The following is a 16510-nucleotide window of genomic DNA, read 5'->3' on the forward strand; positions in this document are numbered from 1 at the left end:
GCCAGTTGCGCGGAACCTCAAGAGGTGGTGACTCCAAACGGTGACGTCGCCCTGGACGCCTACGCCCCCGTCCTCCGCCGCCGATGAGGATCTGGTCGGTCCGCATGACCACGTCGTCGATGCCTTTGCCCCAGCCGCCGCCTATCCGACGCCGCCGTCGCGGGAAATCCTCGACGCCGCCGGCGAACTGCTGCGTGCGCTGGCCGCCCCGGTGCGGATCGCCATCGTGCTGCAGCTCCGCGAATCCCAGCGCTGCGTACACGAGCTGGTGGACGCGCTGGGCGTGCCGCAGCCGCTGGTCAGCCAGCATCTGAAGATCCTCAAGGCGGCCGGGGTGGTGTCCGGCGAACGCTCCGGACGGGAAGTGCTGTACCGGCTCGCCGACCATCACCTGGCGCACATCGTGGTCGACGCGGTGGCGCACGCGAGCGAGGACAATCCGTGAGATCCGCCGGCGACGGTGCAGAGCGACGCGATGAGGAGGAGCGGCATAGATGACCGGGACGAGCGTCCGTTCCACCCGCCAACGGGCGGCCATCTCGACGCTGCTGGAAACGCTCGACGAATTCCGCTCCGCGCAGGAGCTGCACGACGAGTTGCGTCGCCGCGGTGAGAACATCGGCCTGACCACGGTCTATCGCACCCTGCAGTCGATGGCGACCGCCGGCCTGGTGGACATGTTACGCACCGATACCGGCGAATCGGTGTATCGGCGGTGCTCGGATCATCATCACCACCACCTGGTGTGCCGTAGCTGCGGCTCCACCATCGAAGTGGGCGACCACGAGGTCGAGACCTGGGCCGCGGAGGTGGCCAGCAAGTACGGCTACTCCGACGTCAGCCACACCATCGAGATCTTCGGCACCTGCTCGGACTGCCGCGGCTGACCGCTGCGCTAACCGATCAGCTCATCGCGAATCTGCGCGCCGCTGTCGAGCACCAGCAGGATCAGCGTGCGCAGCGCGTCGTCGGACAGGCCGGCACCGGGAAAGTTGTACCGCAGCATCACGTCACCGGTTTTCCTCTTGCCGGGGTCCTTGTCCAGCACGGTGACCGAGCCGAAGTTCAGCTCCCGCCCCTGACGCGCCACCTGGTCACTGACCTTGCGGGTCAACGGCAGATCCCAGGCGATCACCTGGGTCAGCGAGATCATGTCGAGGCCCTCGACGATGTTGACCACCCGCAGCGATGCGAACGTTCCGTGGTGCCGGACGGTGATGGCGCCGTCGGCCTCCTCCGCCACCGGAAGTACGTCGCTCAGGAGCGGTTTCAGGCGCTGCTGCAGGGATGACATCTAGGCGCTCCCGAATCGTCGATTGCGCGAGGCGTACTCCTCGCAGGCCGCCCACAGATCGCGACGGTCGTAGTCCGGCCACAACTTGTCCTGGAAGACGAACTCGGCATAGGCGGCTTGCCACAACATGAAGTTGCTGGACCGGTGTTCGCCCGAGGTCCGCAGAAAAAGGTCGACGTCGGGGATGTCGGGCCGCTGCAGGTGGCGCGAGATCGTCGCCTCGGTGACGCGGTCCGGGTTGAGCCGGCCGGCCACAGCCTCGTCGGCGATCCGGCGGGCGGCCTCGGCGATCTCGGCGCGGCCACCGTAGTTGACGCAGTAATTGACGGTGATGACGTCGTTGCGGGCGGTCATCTGCTCCGCGATCGCCAGTTCGTTGATCACGCTGCGCCACAGGCGCGGACGGGAACCGACCCAGCGGATTCGGACCCCGATGTCGTTGAGGTTCACCCGGCGCATGCGCACCACGTCCCGGTTGAAGCCCATCAGGAAGCGGACCTCCTCGGGTGAGCGCTTCCAGTTCTCCGTGGAGAAGGCATACAGGCTGAGCCATTTGATCCCGAGTTCGATTGCGCCGCAAACGATGTCGATGACAACCGCTTCGCCCATCTTGTGCCCCTCGGTGCGGCTGAGGCCGCGTTGGGTGGCCCAGCGGCCGTTGCCGTCCATCACGATGGCGACGTGGTTGGGTAACTGGGCGGCCGGGATCCGGGGCGCGACGGCCCTCGAGGTGTGCTGCGGCGGCCGCCGCGGTCCGCCGTCGGGTGACGGCGGCAGCGCCGGGAAGACGACCGGCCACGTCGAGGTGTCGGGAAACGTCGGATAGTCGTGCGGCGCCGGGGACAGTTGCGGGAAGTCGGCGGACCTCAGCTTGCGCTCGGCCTTGCTAGCCACACTCGCTATCCTGCCCGATCAGCGCGGCGCGGCGGTCGGCCAGGGTGCGATCAGCCTGGTAGTTGCGCTCCACCAACGGCAGCGTCTTGAGTTGCCGTTCCAGATGCCATTGCAGATGCGCGGCCACCAGTCCACTGACGTGGCTGCGGTGCGCCTGCGGCGAGCGCTCGGCGCATTCCCAGTCGCCGTCGCGCAGGGCCGACATCAGGTCCAGCACGCCTAGCGGTGGCGTCGTCGCACCGGCCGGCCGGCAGTGCGTGCAGACGCTGCCGCCGGCCGCGATGTGGAACGCCCGGTGCGGACCGGGGGTGGCGCAGCGGGCACATTCGGTCAGCGCCGGGGCCCAGCCGGCGGTGTCCATGGCGCGCAACAGATAGGCGTCCAGCAGCAGATCGCGGGGCCGGCGCCCGTCGGCCACCGCCCGCAGCGCACTGACGGTGAGCTTGTGCAGCGCCGGGGCGGGCGCCCGCTCCTCACCGGCCAGCCGCTCTGCGGTCTCCAGCATCGCGCACCCGCAGGTGTAGCGGCCGTAGTCGCTGACGATGTCGGTGGCGAACGCGTCGATCGAGACGACCTGGGTGACGATGTCGAGGTTGCGGCCCGGATGCAGCTGGGCGTCGATGTGCGCGAACGGCTCCAGCCGCGCCCCGAATTTGCTGCGGGTGCGGCGTACGCCCTTGGCCACCGCGCGCACCAGCCCGTGATCACGGGTCAACAGGGTGACGATCCGGTCGGCCTCGCCGAGCTTGTGCTGGCGCAGCACAACAGCCCGGTCTCGATATAGCCGCATCACAATAGTTTTGCACCCCGCCGCGACATCTCGGGTATCCGCGCCGTTAGTCTCGTACCCCGTGGTTGGCGCTTCTGGGTCTGGTTCTGGGGCCGTATCCGGCTCCGGCCAGCAGCGCTTGCCCACCCTGACCGACCTGCTCTACCAGCTGGCCACCCGGAAGGTGACCTCCGCGGAGCTGACCCGGCGGTCGCTGCATGCCATAGATGTGAGCCAGTCCACCCTGAACGCCTTCCGGGTGGTGCTCACCGAGTCCGCGTTGACCGACGCCGCGGCGGCCGACCGACGCCGGGCCGCCGGGGACACCGCACCCCTGCTGGGCATCCCGATCGCGGTCAAGGACGACGTCGACGTGGCCGGGGTACCGACCGCCTACGGCACCGACGGCTACGTCCGGCCCGCCGCTTCGGACAGTGAGGTGGTGCGCCGCCTCAAAGCGGCCGGCGCGGTGATCGTCGGCAAGACCAACACCTGCGAACTGGGCCAGTGGCCGTTCACCAGCGGGCCGGGTTTCGGGCACACCCGAAACCCGTGGTCCCGCCGGCACACGCCGGGGGGCTCCTCGGGCGGTAGTGCGGCCGCGGTGGCGGCGGGACTGGTGACCGCCGCCATCGGGTCCGACGGCGCCGGCAGCGTCCGCATCCCGGCCGCGTGGACGCATCTGGTGGGCATCAAGCCCCAACGCGGCCGCATCTCCACCTGGCCCGAACCCGAGTCGTTCAACGGCCTGACCGTCAACGGCGTGCTGGCCCGCACGGTGGCCGACGCCGCGCTGGTGCTGGACGCGGCGTCCGGCAACGTCGAGGGCGACCTGCACCAGCCGCCCCCACTGACCGCGTCCGATTACGTGAGCCGCGCGCCCGGCCCACTGCGGATCGCGCTGTCGACCGGGTTTCCGTACACCTTCTTCCGGGCCAAACTGCATCCCGAGATCCTGGCCGCCATCCAGCAGGTGGGCGAACGACTCGAGCTGCTCGGCCACACCGTGGTCAAGGGGAACCCGGATTACGGCATGCGGCTGTCCTGGGATTTCCTGGCCAGATCCACTTCCGCGTTGTGGGCGTGGCAGGACCGCATGGGTGACGGCGTCAACTGGGACCCCCGCACGTTGTCCAACATGCGCACCGGCCACATGCTGTCGCAGGCGACGCTGCGCGCAGCGCGCCGCCACGAGGCCGCAGACCAGCGCCGGGTGGGATCGATCTTCGACATCGTCGACGTGGTGCTGGCGCCGACCACCGCGCAGCCCCCGCCGCAGGCCCGGGCCTTCGACCGGTTGAGCAGCCTGGGCACCGACCGTGCCATCATCGCCGCCTGCCCCTACACCTGGCCGTGGAACGTGCTGGGCTGGCCGGCGATCAATGTGCCGGCCGGTTTCACCGCTGAGGGGTTACCCATCGGTGTGCAGTTGATGGGACCGGCCAACAGCGAGGGCATGCTGATTTCGCTGGCCGCCGAATTGGAGGCGTTCAGCGGATGGGCGGCCAAGCAACCGACGGCGTGGTGGAGCGCCGGCAACAGCACGCCGCCGATGCACAGCGTGCCGTCCGTGTCGAAAAGACGCTAGCTGTCAGCGGTGGCCGACTAAAAGCCAAGGCGGCCAAGCTGTTTGGGGTCGCGTTGCCAGTTCTTGGCGACTTTGACCCGCAGGTCCAGGTACACCTTGGTGCCGAGCAGCTTCTCGATCTGACTGCGCGCGGCGCTGCCCACTTCGCGCAGTCGGGCGCCGCCCTTGCCGATCACGATGCCCTTCTGGCTATCCCGCTCGACGTAGAGCACCGCGTGCACGTCGATCAGGTCGTCACGGTCCTCACGCGGGCTGACCTCGTCGATCACCACCGCCAGCGAGTGCGGCAACTCGTCGCGCACACCCTCGAGCGCGGCCTCGCGGATCAGCTCGGCCATCAGCACCTCTTCGGGCTCGTCGGTCAGCTCGCCGTCGGGATAATAGGCCGGCCCGGGTGGCAGTGCCGCGGCGAACACGTCGGTCAGGACGTCCACCTGCGCCCCGGAAACCGCTGACACCGGGACGATCTCGGCGGCCTGCGGGACCAGTTCGCTGACCGCGACCAACTGTGCGGCCACCCGGTCCTTGGGTACTTTGTCGATCTTGGTCACAATGGCCACCAACGTGGTCTTCGGGGCGACCGAACCGATCTGCTCGACAATCCAGCGGTCGCCGGGACCGATCGCCTCGTCCGCAGGTATGCACAACCCGATGACGTCGACCTCGGTGTAGGTGTCGCGGACCAGGTCGTTGAGGCGCTTACCGAGCAGGGTGCGTGGCCGGTGCAGGCCGGGGGTGTCGACCAGGATGATCTGGAAGTTCTCCCGGTGCACGATGCCGCGGATGGTGTGCCGGGTGGTCTGCGGGCGCATCGAGGTGATCGCCACTTTGGCGCCGACCAGTGCGTTGGTCAGGGTCGACTTACCGGTGTTGGGCCGGCCCACCAAACACACGAAGCCCGAGCGGAACTCGCTCACCGCGCCCCCTGCGCCCAGCGTGCGTCCACGGCTGGTTTCGGCGCCGCTTCGCGCCGTGACTGCACTCTGCGCGTCACTTATCTTCCTCTGTCTCGGCCGGGCTGAGCAGGACGGTGCCGATCCGGACCCGGCCCCGATGGTCACGGCCACCTTCGGCGTGCAGCCGCAAGCCGTGCGACACCACCTCGGCGCCGGGCAGCGGGACACGACCGAGTTCCAGGGCCAGCAGCCCACCCACCGTGTCGACGTCGAGATCGTCGTCGAACTGCACGCCGTACAGTTCGCCGACGTCTTCGATGGGCAGCCGGGCCGAGACCCGGAACCGGTTGTCCCCCAGTTCCTCCACCGGCGCGGTTTCGGCTTCGTCGTACTCGTCGGCGATCTCGCCGACGATCTCCTCGAGCACGTCCTCGATGCTCACCAGGCCGGCGATGGCGCCGTACTCGTCGACCAGCAGCACCAGGTGGATGCGGTCGCGCTGCATCTCGCGCAACAGCGTGTCCAGCGGCTTGGAGTCCGGCACGAAAACCGCCGGACGCATCACCTTGGACACCAGGATGTCGCGACCCCCGTCGGCGGAGAAGAATGCTTGTTGCACAAGGTCTTTGAGGTAGACGACACCCAGAACGTCGTCGACGTTCTCGCCGATCACCGGCAGCCGCGAGTGACCGCTGCGCACCGCCAGCGCGATCCCCTGCCCGGCTGTCTTGTCGCCCTCGATCCACACCATCTCGGTGCGCGGCACCATCACCTCCCGCGCGGGGGTGTCGCCGAGCTCGAAGACCGACTCGATCATCCGGCGTTCGTCGGCGGCGACCACGCCGCGCTGCTGGGCCAGGTCGACGACTTCGCGCAACTCGATTTCGGAGGCGAACGGCCCGTTGCGGAAACCGCGGCCAGGAGTCAGCGCGTTACCCAGTACCACGAGCAACCGGCTGATCGGCATCAGCAGCCACGAGAGCACTTGCAGCGGAAGGGCAGTCGCCAGCGAGATGGAATACGCGTGCTGCCGCCCGAGGGTGCGCGGGCCGACACCGATGACGACGAAGCTGGTGACCACCATGATCGTGGACGCGTAGAAAAGCCCCCAGCCCAGGCTGTGACCGAACTGGAAGAAGACCACCAGCAGCGCGGTCGCGGTGATCTCGCACACGATCCGCAGCAGCACCACCAGGTTGATGTAGCGGGGGCGGTCGGTCATGACTTTGAGCAGCGACCGCGCGCCGGGCCGCTCGTCGCGCACCAATTCCTGCACCCGGGCCAGCGACACCGTGCTGACGGCGGCGTCGACCATCGCGAAGATGCCGCCCAGCGCCACCAACACGACCGCACCGAGCAGCTGGGACAGACCGGTCAATTGTCGAAGTACCTCGACTTGTCCAGCAGCCGGCGGTCGCGCTCCTCCTGCCGGTCCTGGCGGTAGGCCTCGACCTGTTCGGCGACCCACTCCTCGAGCAGGCGGTCCTGCAGCGCGAACATCTCCCGCTCCTCGTCGGGCTCGCCGTGGTCGTAGCCGAGCAGGTGCAGGACACCGTGGATGGTGAGCAGCGCGAGTTCGTGCCCGAGGGTGTGGCCCGCCGCGGCGGCCTGCTGGGCGGCGAATTCCGGGCACAGCACGATGTCGCCCAGCATGGCCGGGCCCGGTTCGGGTGCGTCGGGCCGGCCACCGGGTTCGAGCTCGTCCATCGGGAAGCTCATCACGTCGGTCGGGCCGGGCAGGTCCATCCACCGCATGTGCAGGTCGGCCATGGCCGGGATGTCCAGCAGCACCATCGACAGCTCGGCCGCGGGGTTGACGTCCATTTTGGTGATGACGAAACGCGCGACGCTGACCAGTTCGACTTCGGAGACGTCGATGCCCGACTCGTTGGATACCTCGATGCTCATAACACCCTCACGCACTCATCATCGACGATTGCGGCCGCCCGAAGCGCGCCGAGCCGCCCGGTTCAGTCCGGCGCCGGGCTCCTCGTACCGCGCGTAGGCGTCGACGATCTCCCCCACCAGGCGGTGACGGACCACGTCCTGGCTGGTCAGCTCGGCGATATGGATGTCGTCGATGTCGTCGAGGATGTCGACGGCGGCCCGCAGGCCCGAGCGGGCGCCGCCGGGCAGGTCGATCTGCGTGATGTCGCCGGTGACCACGATCTTGGAGCCGAAACCCAACCGGGTGAGGAACATCTTCATCTGCTCTGCGGTGGTGTTCTGCGCTTCGTCGAGGACGATGAACGCGTCGTTGAGCGTTCTGCCGCGCATATACGCCAGCGGAGCCACCTCGATCACCCCGGACGACATCAGCTTCGGGATCAGCTCGGGATCCATCATGTCGTAGAGCGCGTCGTAAAGCGGCCGCAGGTAAGGGTCGATCTTCTCGCTCAGCGTGCCGGGCAGAAAGCCCAGGCGCTCACCGGCTTCCACCGCGGGGCGAGTGAGGATGATGCGGGTGACCTGCTTGGTCTGCAACGCGTGCACGGCCTTTGCCATCGCCAGGTAGGTCTTACCGGTGCCGGCCGGGCCGATGCCGAACACGATGGTGTGGGCGTCGATCGCGTCGACGTAGTGCTTCTGGTTGAGCGTCTTGGGCCGGATCGTCTTGCCGCGCCGGGACAAGATGTCCAGCGTGAGTACCTCGGCCGGCGATTCGTTGCCGGCCCCGACCAGCATGGCGACGCCGCGGCGCACCACCTCGGGCGTCAGCGTCTGGCCGCCGGCCACGATCGCGACCAGCTCGGAGAGCGCGCGTTCGGCCAGGGCGACATCGGCCGGTTCGCCGGACAGGCTCACCGTGTTGCCGCGCACGTGCAGGTCGGCACTGAGCGCGCGTTCCAGAGCACGGAGGTTTTCGTCGGCCGAACCCAGTAGGCCCACGACGAGGTCGGACGGAACATCGATACTGCTGCGCACCTGGGCGTTGGCCTGTTGAGCGGAGTCGGCAGCGCGGGTCTCGCGTGGCGTCACGTGGCTTCTGGTGCCTGCTTCCTGGGATATCGGACGGGGCTTCTCAGTCTAACGCCGGTCCGCCACCGTTATGTGCCGTCGTCGAAGTCACAATCGGCAAGGCGATCCCACCGCGACGTGAGCACCCCCAGCGCTCCCAGCGCCACCGCGGCCGCGGTGGAGGTGCGCAGCACGGTCGGGCCCAGCCGGACCGCGACGGCACCGGCTTCGGTCAGCGCTGCGATTTCCTCCGGGGCGATACCGCCCTCGGGACCCACCACCAGCCACACCGAATCAGCTTGCGCCCCAGCAAAATTCGCCAACGGTTCGACGGCCGACTCGTGCAGCGCGAAAACCATTCCGCCCGCGGCGACCTGGTCGCGAACCCGCGCTGTCAGCGCCTTGGTGGACACCACGCCGTCGACCGGCGGGATGTACGCGCGCCGGGACTGGCGCGCGGCCGAACGGGCCACCGCCCGCCACCGCCGCAGCCCCTTGTCCGCGCGGGCGCCTTCCCAGTTGGCCACGCACCGCGCCGCCTGCCAGGCCAGAAATGCATCGGCGCCCGCCTCGGTGGCGAGTTCGACGGCCAGTTCGGAACGCTCGGACTTGGGCAGCGCCTGCGCCACCGTCACCGCAGGCACCACCGGTGCGACGGTCCACCGCTGCTGCACCCGGGCGGCGAGGCCGTCGCGCCCCGCCTGCTCGACCACACAGCGGGCCAGCGCGCCGGCGCCGTCACCGAGCACCAGTTCCTCGCCCGGCCGGATGCGCCGCACGGTGGCGGCGTGGAAGCCTTCGTCGCCGGCTACCTCGACCAGCGCGCCGGCGTCCGGCAGCGCATCGACGTAGAACAGCGTGGCCACCATACGAGGCCCGACCCGGCTAGCGGCCGGTGAAGGTTTCGCGCAACCTGCTGAACAGTCCGCCGCCACCGGCATGTGCCGAGCGGACTTCGGCCACATCGCGGGTGCGGCGGTTCTTCAGCTCACGCAGCAGTTCGGTGTCGTGGTGGTCCAGCCGGGTGGGCACCACCACCTCGACGTGCACGTGCAGGTCGCCGCGGGTGTTGGAACGCAGTTGCGGCATCCCGCGGCCCCGCAGGGTGATGGTGGCGCCGGGCTGGGTGCCGGCCGGAATGACGATCTCGCTGGGGCCGTCCAGGATCGCGTCCAGGGTGACGGTGGCGCCCAGCGCCGCGTCGACCATCGGCACCGAGACGGTGCAGTGCAGGTCGTCGCCCTGCCGGGCGAAGATGTCGTGCGCCTGTTCGTGCACCTCGACGTACAGGTCGCCGGCCGGACCACCGCCCGGCCCCACCTCGCCCTGGGCGGCGAGCCGGACCCGCATGCCTTCGGCGACGCCGGCCGGGATCTTGACGCTGATGTCGCGACGGGCGCGCACCCGCCCGTCGCCCATGCACTGGTAGCAGGGGTCGGGAATGGTGACGCCCACGCCGCGGCAGGTGGGACACGGCCGCGAGGTCAACATCTGGCCGAGCAGCGAACGCTGCACGCTCTGCACCTCGCCGCGACCTCCGCAGGTGTCACACGGGACGGGCGCCGAATCGCCATTGGTGCCTTTGCCCTGGCAGCGGTCGCACAACACCGCGGTGTCGACGGTGACCTGCTTGGTGACCCCGGTCGCGCATTCCTCGAGGTCCAGGCGCAGCCGCAGCAGCGAATCCGAACCCGGGCGTACCCGGCCGATCGGTCCCCGGCCGCCGCCGCCGGCGAAACCGCCGCCGAAAAACGCCTCGAACACGTCGCCCAAGCCGCCGAAGCCGGCGAAGCCGTTGCCGGCGGCGGCGTTTTCCAGCGGGTCACCGCCCAGGTCGACGATGCGGCGCTTCTCCGGGTCGCTCAACACCTCGTAGGCGGCGCTGATCTCCTGAAACTTGGCCTGTGCCGCCTCATCGGGGTTGACGTCGGGATGCAACTCCCGCGCCAGCTTGCGGTAGGCGCGCTTGATCTCCGCGTCGCTGGCGCCCTTGCTGACGCCGAGCAGTCCGTAATAGTCGCGTGCCACGTCTGACCTCTCTTAGCCGCCCAGGCGGCAGCTGTCTAAAAAACCGGTCGGTGCGCAGTCATCGCGCACCGAGTACTTCGCCGATATACATGGCAACCGCCGCGACACTCGCCATAGTTCCCGGATAATCCATCCGGGTGGGCCCCAGCACCCCCATGCCGCCGTAGACGGTGTCATTGGTCCCGTAGGCGGTGGACACCATCGAGGTGCCCGCCATCTGTTCGGCCTCCGTCTCGTGGCCGATGCGTACCGTCACCTTGCCGGCCTCCTGTTGAGCAGCCAGCAGCCGTAACACCACGACCTGTTCCTCGAGGGCTTCCAGGATGGAGCGCAGGGAGCCGCCGAAATCGGCGGCGTTGCGGGTCAGGTTGGCGGTACCGCCCAGCAGCAGCCGCTCCTCGGTGTGCTCGACCAGCGATTCCAGCAGTACCGTCGCCGAACGCCCCACCGCGTCGCCGAGACCGTCGCCGCCGTGCAGCCGTCCGGCCAGATCGGCCACCGCGACCGAGGCCGCGGACAGCCGCTTGCCGACCAGCGCCTGACCGAGCATCTCGCGCAGCTGGGACAGCTGGTGCTCGTCGATGACGTCGCCGAGTTCGACGATGCGCTGGTCCACCCGGCCGGTGTCGGTGATGACCACCATCAGCAGCCGCGCCGGGGTCAGCGCGATCACTTCCAGGTGTCGCACCGTCGAGGTCGACAGCGTCGGGTACTGCACCACGGCGACCTGACGGGTCAGTTGGGCCAGCAAGCGCACCGCGCGACGCAGCACGTCGTCGAGGTCGACGCCGGATTCCAGAAAACCCTGGATCGCGCGGCGCTCCGCCGCGGACAACGGTTTGACGTCGTCGAGGCGGTCGACGAATTCGCGGTAGCCCTTTTCGGTGGGAACCCGCCCGGAGCTGGTGTGCGGCTGGGTGATGTAGCCTTCCGCCTCCAGCACTGCCATGTCGTTGCGCACGGTCGCGCTGGAGACGCCCAGATTGTGCCGTTCCACCAGGGATTTGGAGCCGATCGGTTCATGCGTGGCGACGAAGTCGGCGACGATCGCGTGCAAAACCTGAAAGCGACGCTCGTCCGCGCTTCCCATCGACTGCTCACCTCCCTGGATACCTGCCGGCCGCGTTCATTTTACGGTCTGCGCAGCAACCGGCATGCCGGCGTCGGCGATGCGTGGTCAATACCTCACCGGCCCGGCGCGGCGACTAGCCTTTGCACGTGGTCCCGTCGAGGGTTGCGTCGGGCCGGTATCCAGGCGAAAAGCGACCGGGAGCGACGACGATGATCTTCAAGGGCGTGCGCGAGGGCAAACCGTACCCGGAACACGGTCTGTCGTACCGGGACTGGTCCCAGATCCCGCCACAACAGATCCGGCTGGACGAACTGGTCACCACAACGCGGGTGCTCGAACTGGATCGTCTGCTGTCGGAGGACTCCACCTTCTACGGCGATCTGTTCCCGCATGCGGTGCGGTGGCGCGGGATCATCTACCTCGAGGACGGTCTGCACCGGGCCGTGCGTGCGGCGCTGCGAAACCGCACCGTCCTGCACGCCCGGGTGTACGACATGGATATGGCGCCCGACGCGCCGCGATAGCCGGTCACGTTTCGGTGGTCCCAGGTGTCGAACCTTTGACGACACATTCACCGGAGGTAATGCCCTGTCACGACTCACCGGCGTCAGCGATCGCGACGCCGGGCTAGGCACCCGGATCGCCTTCCGGCTCCCAGATTGCGCGGGGATTGGGGTTCTCCGACGAGGAGTTGCGGGCGCTGTCCGACGAGTGCCTCACCGCGATCGACGTGCTGGCCGACCCGGACCGCCTGGCCAGGCTCGGCCTGGGCGGTCGGGGCGGCTAGCCGGGTCAGTGCGAGGCGGCCTGCAACAGCTCCATCGCGGAGCTGCGGGACAGCACCCAGCCGCCCTGGTTGACGAAGGTGACGCTCTGGGTGACCGGCGGCGACAACTTGGGACCGGAGACGGAGACGTCGGCGGTGGCCGCCCCGTTGGCGGCCGGCTGGATGTTGGCGATGCTGAACGCCAGCGGCAACTGGCCGTTCTTCTGCGCCTTCTTCAGCTGGTGGTCGGCCAGGTGGGCCTCGGTCCCGCCGATGCCGCCTTCGACCAGAGCGCTTTTGTTCGCGAACGGAACGCTGGGGTCGGCGAGGTTGTTCAGCAGGCCGGTGAGCTGCGCGGCGGTCGGTACGGCGGTGGCCGGGGCCGGCGCCGGGTCCTGGGGCAGCGGTGCACCGTAGACGACCGGCTGCACGTGGAAGCCGGCCGGCTCGGCCGCGGCGGTCAGTCCGGCGGCGGCAGCGCCCACCCCGACGACGGCGGCTGCGCCGAAGGCCAGTTTCTTGATGGTCAGCATTGGGTGTCCCCCTCGATTCTCACGTGCACAGCTTTGCATGGTGTGACTGATGTTTCGGTTGGTGGCTTAGTTGCGTTACACACACCGTAGCGATTCCCGCCGACACCGATGCTGTGCCTCAGCTGTGTAGCAGGCATGAATGGCTGTGCGGTGCCAGGGTTCTGCAGGTCAGCCCTCGGCGAGCACCTCTTCGTCGGTCAACGCGGCGATCTCGAGGTAATGGCGTGCGATCACGGCCAGCCGCTCCGGCGTCCCTCGTTGGGCCTCGCGCTTTTCCAGCCGATCGGCCAGACCGGCGACCGTTCGGGTCGCGAAGAGATCGGTCACCACGGCGTGGTCGATGTCGAGCCAGTCCCGGATCCGGGCGATGACCGTGGTGGCGAGCACCGAGTCGCCGCCGTGGGCGAAGAAGTCGTCGTGCACGCCGATCGACGCGCGGCCCAGCACCTCGGCGACGATGTCGGCGAGCGCCGTCTCCACGTCGCTGGCCGGTGCACCGGAGCCGGCCACCGAAGCAGCTGAGGCGTGCGACTCGAGTAACGCGACCACCGCGCGCCGGTCCAGTTTGGCGTTGGCGGTCAACGGCATCTGCGCCAGCACGACGGTGCGACTCGGAACCATGTAGCTCGGTAGCAACTCGCCCACGGCCCCGGCGACCCGGGCGGGGTCGCCAATCTCGGCCCGGTCACCGGCGACGGCAGCGACCAGCTTGGGCGCCCCGGCGCCGACGACCGCTGCGACGGCATGACGTACCCCGGGCAAGGTGCGCAGTGCACTCTCCACCTCGCCGAGCTCGACCCGGTACCCGCGGATCTGCACCTGATGGTCGGCCCGGCCCAGGAACTCGATGGTGCCGTCGGGCCAGTACCGGGCCAGATCGCCGGTCTTGTACCAACGGATACCGTCGTGCTCGACGAACCGCTGCGCGGTGCGTTCGGGGTCGTTGCGGTAGCCGGCGGCCACGTTGACGCCGCCGACCCAGAGCTCCCCGGGCACCCAGTCCAGGCAGTCGCGGCCCGAGGGGCCGACCACCCGGCACCGGACGTTGCGCAGCGGCACGCCGAACGGCACCGTGGCCCAGTGCTCCGGCGGCGCGCCGGTCACCTCGCAGATGGTGCTGTGGATGGCCGTCTCGGTCGCCCCGCCCAAACCGGAGAACCGGCAACCGGGAACCTGGCGGGCCAGCTGCCGGGCCAGATCCGTGCTGACCCAGTCACCGCCCAGCATCACCGCGCGCAGCGAGTCCCCCAGCCGGTCACCACCGATCTGCAGAATCATGTCGAGCATGCTGGGCACGCAATTGAGGATCGAAACACGGTGTCGGCGAATCAGTTCCACCCACGACGCGGCCGCGGCGCGGTCTCCGGAATCGACCGCGACCACCGCCCCGCCGACCGAGAACATACCGAAGATGTCGTAGACGGAAAGGTCGAATTCGAGGGCCGACAACGCCAGCGCGCGGTCCCGGCTGCCCACCGAGAACCAGTCGTTGAGGGCGTCGATGGTGTTCATCGCTGCGCGGTGCGGTACCTCGACGCCTTTGGGTTCGCCGGTGGAGCCGGAGGTAAACAGCACGTAGGCGATCGCGCCGGTGTTCGGGAGCAGCGGCGCCGCCAGGGGTTTGGTGTAGGTGCGCGCGGCGTCCAGGGACAGGCAGGGCACCCCGGCATCCAGGTCGGCCCCATCCGACGTCAGTGCCGCCACCACGTCGGCGCCGTGCAGGATCTTGGCGCGGCGGGCGGGCGGCTGGTCGAATCCGATCGGCACGTACGCCGCACCGGCCGCCAGTACGCCCAAAACGGCGACGATCTGGTCGCGCCCCTTGGGCAATTGCACGGCGACCGCGTCGCCGGGCTGCACACCCTGGCCGCACAGCGCACCCGCAACGGCCAGAGCCGATTCGGCGAGTTGGCGGTAACTCCACGACCCGGCGGTGTCGCCGCTGCCCCACAGCACGGCCGGCGCTTCCGGATCTGCCGTAGCGTGATCGAAAAATCCTTGGTGCAAACATCTTTCGGAGACCGGGCCGTCGGTGGCGTTGGTCGCGGCGCGCACCGTCGCCTGCGCGCTCGGCAACCGTACCGCGGCCTCGGCCGCCCAGCCGGTGTCGCCCTCGCCGAGGCGTTCGACTGCCTCGACGAACCGGCCGAACATGGCCTCGATCAGTCCGTCCGGGAACGCCGACTCGCGGACGTCCCAGTTGATCAGCAATCCGCCCCGCAACTCGGTGATCTGGGCGTCCAGCAGCACCTGCGGGCCTTGCGAGATGATCCAGACCGGCTCGCCGAACGTCTCGATCACCTGGTCGGTGAACAACTCACCCAGGTCCAGGGCGCTGGTGAACACGATGGGCGCCAGCACCGGCTCGCCGCGCTGCCGACCCAGGTCGCGCAGCACCTCCAGGCCGGAATAGGCGGTGTGCGAGCCGCTTTCGTACATGCGTCGCTGGATGTCGCGGGCCCGCTCGGCCACCGACACGTTCTTGGCGACGTCGACCTCCAGCATGATCGAGGAGGTGAAGTCACCGACCACCCGATCGATGTCGGGGTGCACCGGTTCGCGTTGGAACAACGGAATGTTCAGCAGGAACCTGCTCTGCGCGGACCACCCGCCGATGGTGTCGGCGAAGACGGCGGCCAGTGCCGTGGCCGGGGTGACGCCGCGCGCGTGCGCGCCGCTCACCAGTGTCCGCTTGGCGTCCGGCCCCAACCAGTGGTCGTAGCGGACGGTGCGGTGCTGCGCGCGGCGTTCGCCCACCGGCACGGTTGGGAGCTCGGGCGCACCGGGCAGTTCGGGTAGCCGTTGCTGCCACCACTGCCGGTCGCGCTCGCGCGCGGTGGTGTCGTCGCGCCGTTCGGTGCGGTATCGCCGGTAGCTGTAGCCCGGGGTGCACAGCGTCGCACCTCGGTACGCCGCGGCCAGATCCGCGACCAGGATCCGGTAGCTCATCGCGTCCCCGGCCAGCATGTCGATGTCCAGGTGCAGTCTGCTGCGGTCGCCGTCCCGCAGCGTCAGGGTGACGTCGAAGACCTGTCCGTCTTCGATTGCCAAGCGCTGGTGGGTCTTTCGGTCGCGCAGCCCGGCCAGTGCCGACTCACCATGTTCGGGGTCCTGGCCGCGCAGGTCGACGACGGCGAAGACGGGCCGGCCCGGCTCGGGCATCGTCTGCTGCGTCCCGTCCGGCAGGAAGCGGGTGCGCAGCATCGGGTGTGCCGCCAGCAGCGCGCTCACCGCGCGTTCCAGCCGCACCGGGTCCACCCCGGAACCGTCGAACTCCACGTAGAGGTGCGCGGCCACGCCGCCGAGCTGCTGCTCATCTTGGCGGCCGATCCAATACGCGTGCTGCATGGGCGCCAACGGGAACGGCTCGAATTCGCCGGCCGGCTGCTGAGCCGGTGCCGGAACGACCGACTGGGCCGCTCGGTCGGCTTCCTCGACGGCCAGCAGCCCGTACCAGGAGTCGACGGTCGGGTTGGCCGCCAGCTGGGCGAAGGTGATGTCGGCGCCGCGCTTGCGCCACCCGCCCGCCATCGCCATCATCCGGATCGAGTTCAGCCCAAGCTGGATCAGGTCGTCGTGATCGGCGAATTCATCTGCGGTGCAGCCTAATTGGGCTGCGATCGTCGCCTTGATCTCGTCCCTGGTGATACTGCGTTCGGCGTCGCGCACGCCGTGCGGCAGCTCCATGCTCATCCCCTCTCGGCCTCGACCG

Annotated in this window: 16 protein-coding genes; 4 read left to right on the forward strand and 12 right to left on the reverse strand. The window is 69.0% G+C overall.

Annotated features, from left to right (window positions below):
- Positions 1 to 40 precede the first annotated feature (40 nt).
- Positions 41 to 445 (forward strand): helix-turn-helix transcriptional regulator, encoded by a 405-nt coding sequence (locus tag MKCMC460_RS19310; RefSeq protein WP_236982214.1) that lies wholly within the window; start codon positions 41 to 43, stop codon positions 443 to 445.
- Between the two features lie 49 nt (positions 446 to 494).
- Complete coding sequence (locus MKCMC460_RS19315) at positions 495 to 887, forward strand: Fur family transcriptional regulator (protein WP_236982212.1); 393 nt, start codon at positions 495 to 497, stop codon at positions 885 to 887.
- Between the two features lie 8 nt (positions 888 to 895).
- On the opposite strand, the gene MKCMC460_RS19320 is transcribed toward MKCMC460_RS19315, so the two are convergent.
- Genes MKCMC460_RS19320 through recO form a run of 3 tightly spaced genes read right to left on the reverse strand, consistent with a single transcriptional unit; the run spans position 896 to position 2978 of the window.
- On the reverse strand, positions 896 to 1294 hold the full coding sequence (locus tag MKCMC460_RS19320; protein WP_236982210.1) for a hypothetical protein: 399 nt from the start codon (positions 1292 to 1294) through the stop codon (positions 896 to 898).
- A complete protein-coding gene (locus MKCMC460_RS19325; RefSeq protein ID WP_236982208.1) occupies positions 1295 to 2188 on the reverse strand; it encodes a decaprenyl diphosphate synthase in 894 nt (297 codons plus the stop codon).
- Positions 2181 to 2978 (reverse strand): DNA repair protein RecO, encoded by a 798-nt coding sequence (gene recO, locus MKCMC460_RS19330; RefSeq protein ID WP_236982206.1) that lies wholly within the window; start codon positions 2976 to 2978, stop codon positions 2181 to 2183. The genes MKCMC460_RS19325 and recO overlap by 8 nt, the downstream gene beginning before the upstream one ends.
- A gap of 61 nt (positions 2979 to 3039) precedes the next feature.
- Here recO and MKCMC460_RS19335 point away from each other — a divergent pair, with 61 nt between their 5' ends.
- Positions 3040 to 4545: an amidase gene (locus tag MKCMC460_RS19335; RefSeq protein ID WP_236982204.1), complete on the forward strand. Its 1506-nt coding sequence runs from the start codon at positions 3040 to 3042 to the stop codon at positions 4543 to 4545.
- Positions 4546 to 4562: 17 nt separating this feature from the next.
- On the opposite strand, the gene era is transcribed toward MKCMC460_RS19335, so the two are convergent.
- The 7 genes from era to hrcA all read right to left on the reverse strand — a co-directional run bounded on the left by era (position 4563) and on the right by hrcA (position 11517).
- Positions 4563 to 5462: a GTPase Era gene (era, locus tag MKCMC460_RS19340; RefSeq protein WP_236982202.1), complete on the reverse strand. Its 900-nt coding sequence runs from the start codon at positions 5460 to 5462 to the stop codon at positions 4563 to 4565.
- Positions 5463 to 5535: 73 nt separating this feature from the next.
- Positions 5536 to 6819 carry a hemolysin family protein gene (locus MKCMC460_RS19345; protein WP_238304709.1) on the reverse strand — a complete coding sequence of 428 codons (1284 nt, stop codon included), beginning with the start codon at positions 6817 to 6819 and terminating at the stop codon, positions 5536 to 5538.
- Complete coding sequence (gene ybeY, locus MKCMC460_RS19350; protein WP_236982200.1) at positions 6816 to 7349, reverse strand: rRNA maturation RNase YbeY; 534 nt, start codon at positions 7347 to 7349, stop codon at positions 6816 to 6818. The genes MKCMC460_RS19345 and ybeY overlap by 4 nt, the downstream gene beginning before the upstream one ends.
- 18 nt (positions 7350 to 7367) lie before the next feature.
- Complete coding sequence (locus MKCMC460_RS19355; RefSeq protein ID WP_236982198.1) at positions 7368 to 8420, reverse strand: PhoH family protein; 1053 nt, start codon at positions 8418 to 8420, stop codon at positions 7368 to 7370.
- Positions 8421 to 8488: 68 nt separating this feature from the next.
- Positions 8489 to 9268, reverse strand: a complete 780-nt coding sequence (locus MKCMC460_RS19360) for a 16S rRNA (uracil(1498)-N(3))-methyltransferase (protein ID WP_236982196.1) — start codon at positions 9266 to 9268, stop codon at positions 8489 to 8491.
- 16 nt (positions 9269 to 9284) lie between these two features.
- Entirely contained in the window at positions 9285 to 10427 is a 1143-nt protein-coding gene (gene dnaJ / locus MKCMC460_RS19365; protein ID WP_236982194.1) for a molecular chaperone DnaJ, read from the reverse strand.
- Between the two features lie 58 nt (positions 10428 to 10485).
- Positions 10486 to 11517, reverse strand: coding sequence for a heat-inducible transcriptional repressor HrcA (gene hrcA / locus MKCMC460_RS19370; protein WP_238304710.1), 1032 nt, complete (start codon positions 11515 to 11517; stop codon positions 10486 to 10488).
- A gap of 191 nt (positions 11518 to 11708) precedes the next feature.
- Here hrcA and MKCMC460_RS19375 point away from each other — a divergent pair, with 191 nt between their 5' ends.
- Entirely contained in the window at positions 11709 to 12023 is a 315-nt protein-coding gene (locus MKCMC460_RS19375) for a type II toxin-antitoxin system VapB family antitoxin (protein WP_236982192.1), read from the forward strand.
- A gap of 268 nt (positions 12024 to 12291) precedes the next feature.
- Here MKCMC460_RS19375 and MKCMC460_RS19380 read toward each other — a convergent pair whose 3' ends face one another.
- On the reverse strand, positions 12292 to 12798 hold the full coding sequence (locus MKCMC460_RS19380; protein ID WP_236982190.1) for a hypothetical protein: 507 nt from the start codon (positions 12796 to 12798) through the stop codon (positions 12292 to 12294).
- A gap of 168 nt (positions 12799 to 12966) precedes the next feature.
- Positions 12967 to 16485, reverse strand: coding sequence for an amino acid adenylation domain-containing protein (locus tag MKCMC460_RS19385; protein ID WP_236982188.1), 3519 nt, complete (start codon positions 16483 to 16485; stop codon positions 12967 to 12969).
- Between the last annotated feature and the right edge of the window lie 25 nt (positions 16486 to 16510).

The organism is Mycobacterium sp. 20KCMC460 (assembly GCF_022179425.1).
Taxonomy (GTDB): Bacteria; Actinomycetota; Actinomycetes; order Mycobacteriales; family Mycobacteriaceae; genus Mycobacterium; species Mycobacterium kiyosense.

Bases quoted from the DNA above. Each gene is read 5' to 3' on its own strand.
- MKCMC460_RS19315 (WP_236982212.1), top strand. From the start codon at position 495: ATGACCGGGACGAGCGTCCGTTCCACCCGCCAACGGGCGGCCATCTCG.
- MKCMC460_RS19320 (WP_236982210.1), bottom strand. From the start codon at position 1,294: ATGTCATCCCTGCAGCAGCGCCTGAAACCGCTCCTGAGCGACGTACTT.
- recO (WP_236982206.1), bottom strand. From the start codon at position 2,978: ATGCGGCTATATCGAGACCGGGCTGTTGTGCTGCGCCAGCACAAGCTC.
- ybeY (WP_236982200.1), bottom strand. From the start codon at position 7,349: ATGAGCATCGAGGTATCCAACGAGTCGGGCATCGACGTCTCCGAAGTC.
- MKCMC460_RS19360 (WP_236982196.1), bottom strand. From the start codon at position 9,268: ATGGTGGCCACGCTGTTCTACGTCGATGCGCTGCCGGACGCCGGCGCG.
- hrcA (WP_238304710.1), bottom strand. From the start codon at position 11,517: ATGGGAAGCGCGGACGAGCGTCGCTTTCAGGTTTTGCACGCGATCGTC.
- MKCMC460_RS19375 (WP_236982192.1), top strand. From the start codon at position 11,709: ATGATCTTCAAGGGCGTGCGCGAGGGCAAACCGTACCCGGAACACGGT.
- MKCMC460_RS19380 (WP_236982190.1), bottom strand. From the start codon at position 12,798: ATGCTGACCATCAAGAAACTGGCCTTCGGCGCAGCCGCCGTCGTCGGG.
- MKCMC460_RS19385 (WP_236982188.1), bottom strand. From the start codon at position 16,485: ATGGAGCTGCCGCACGGCGTGCGCGACGCCGAACGCAGTATCACCAGG.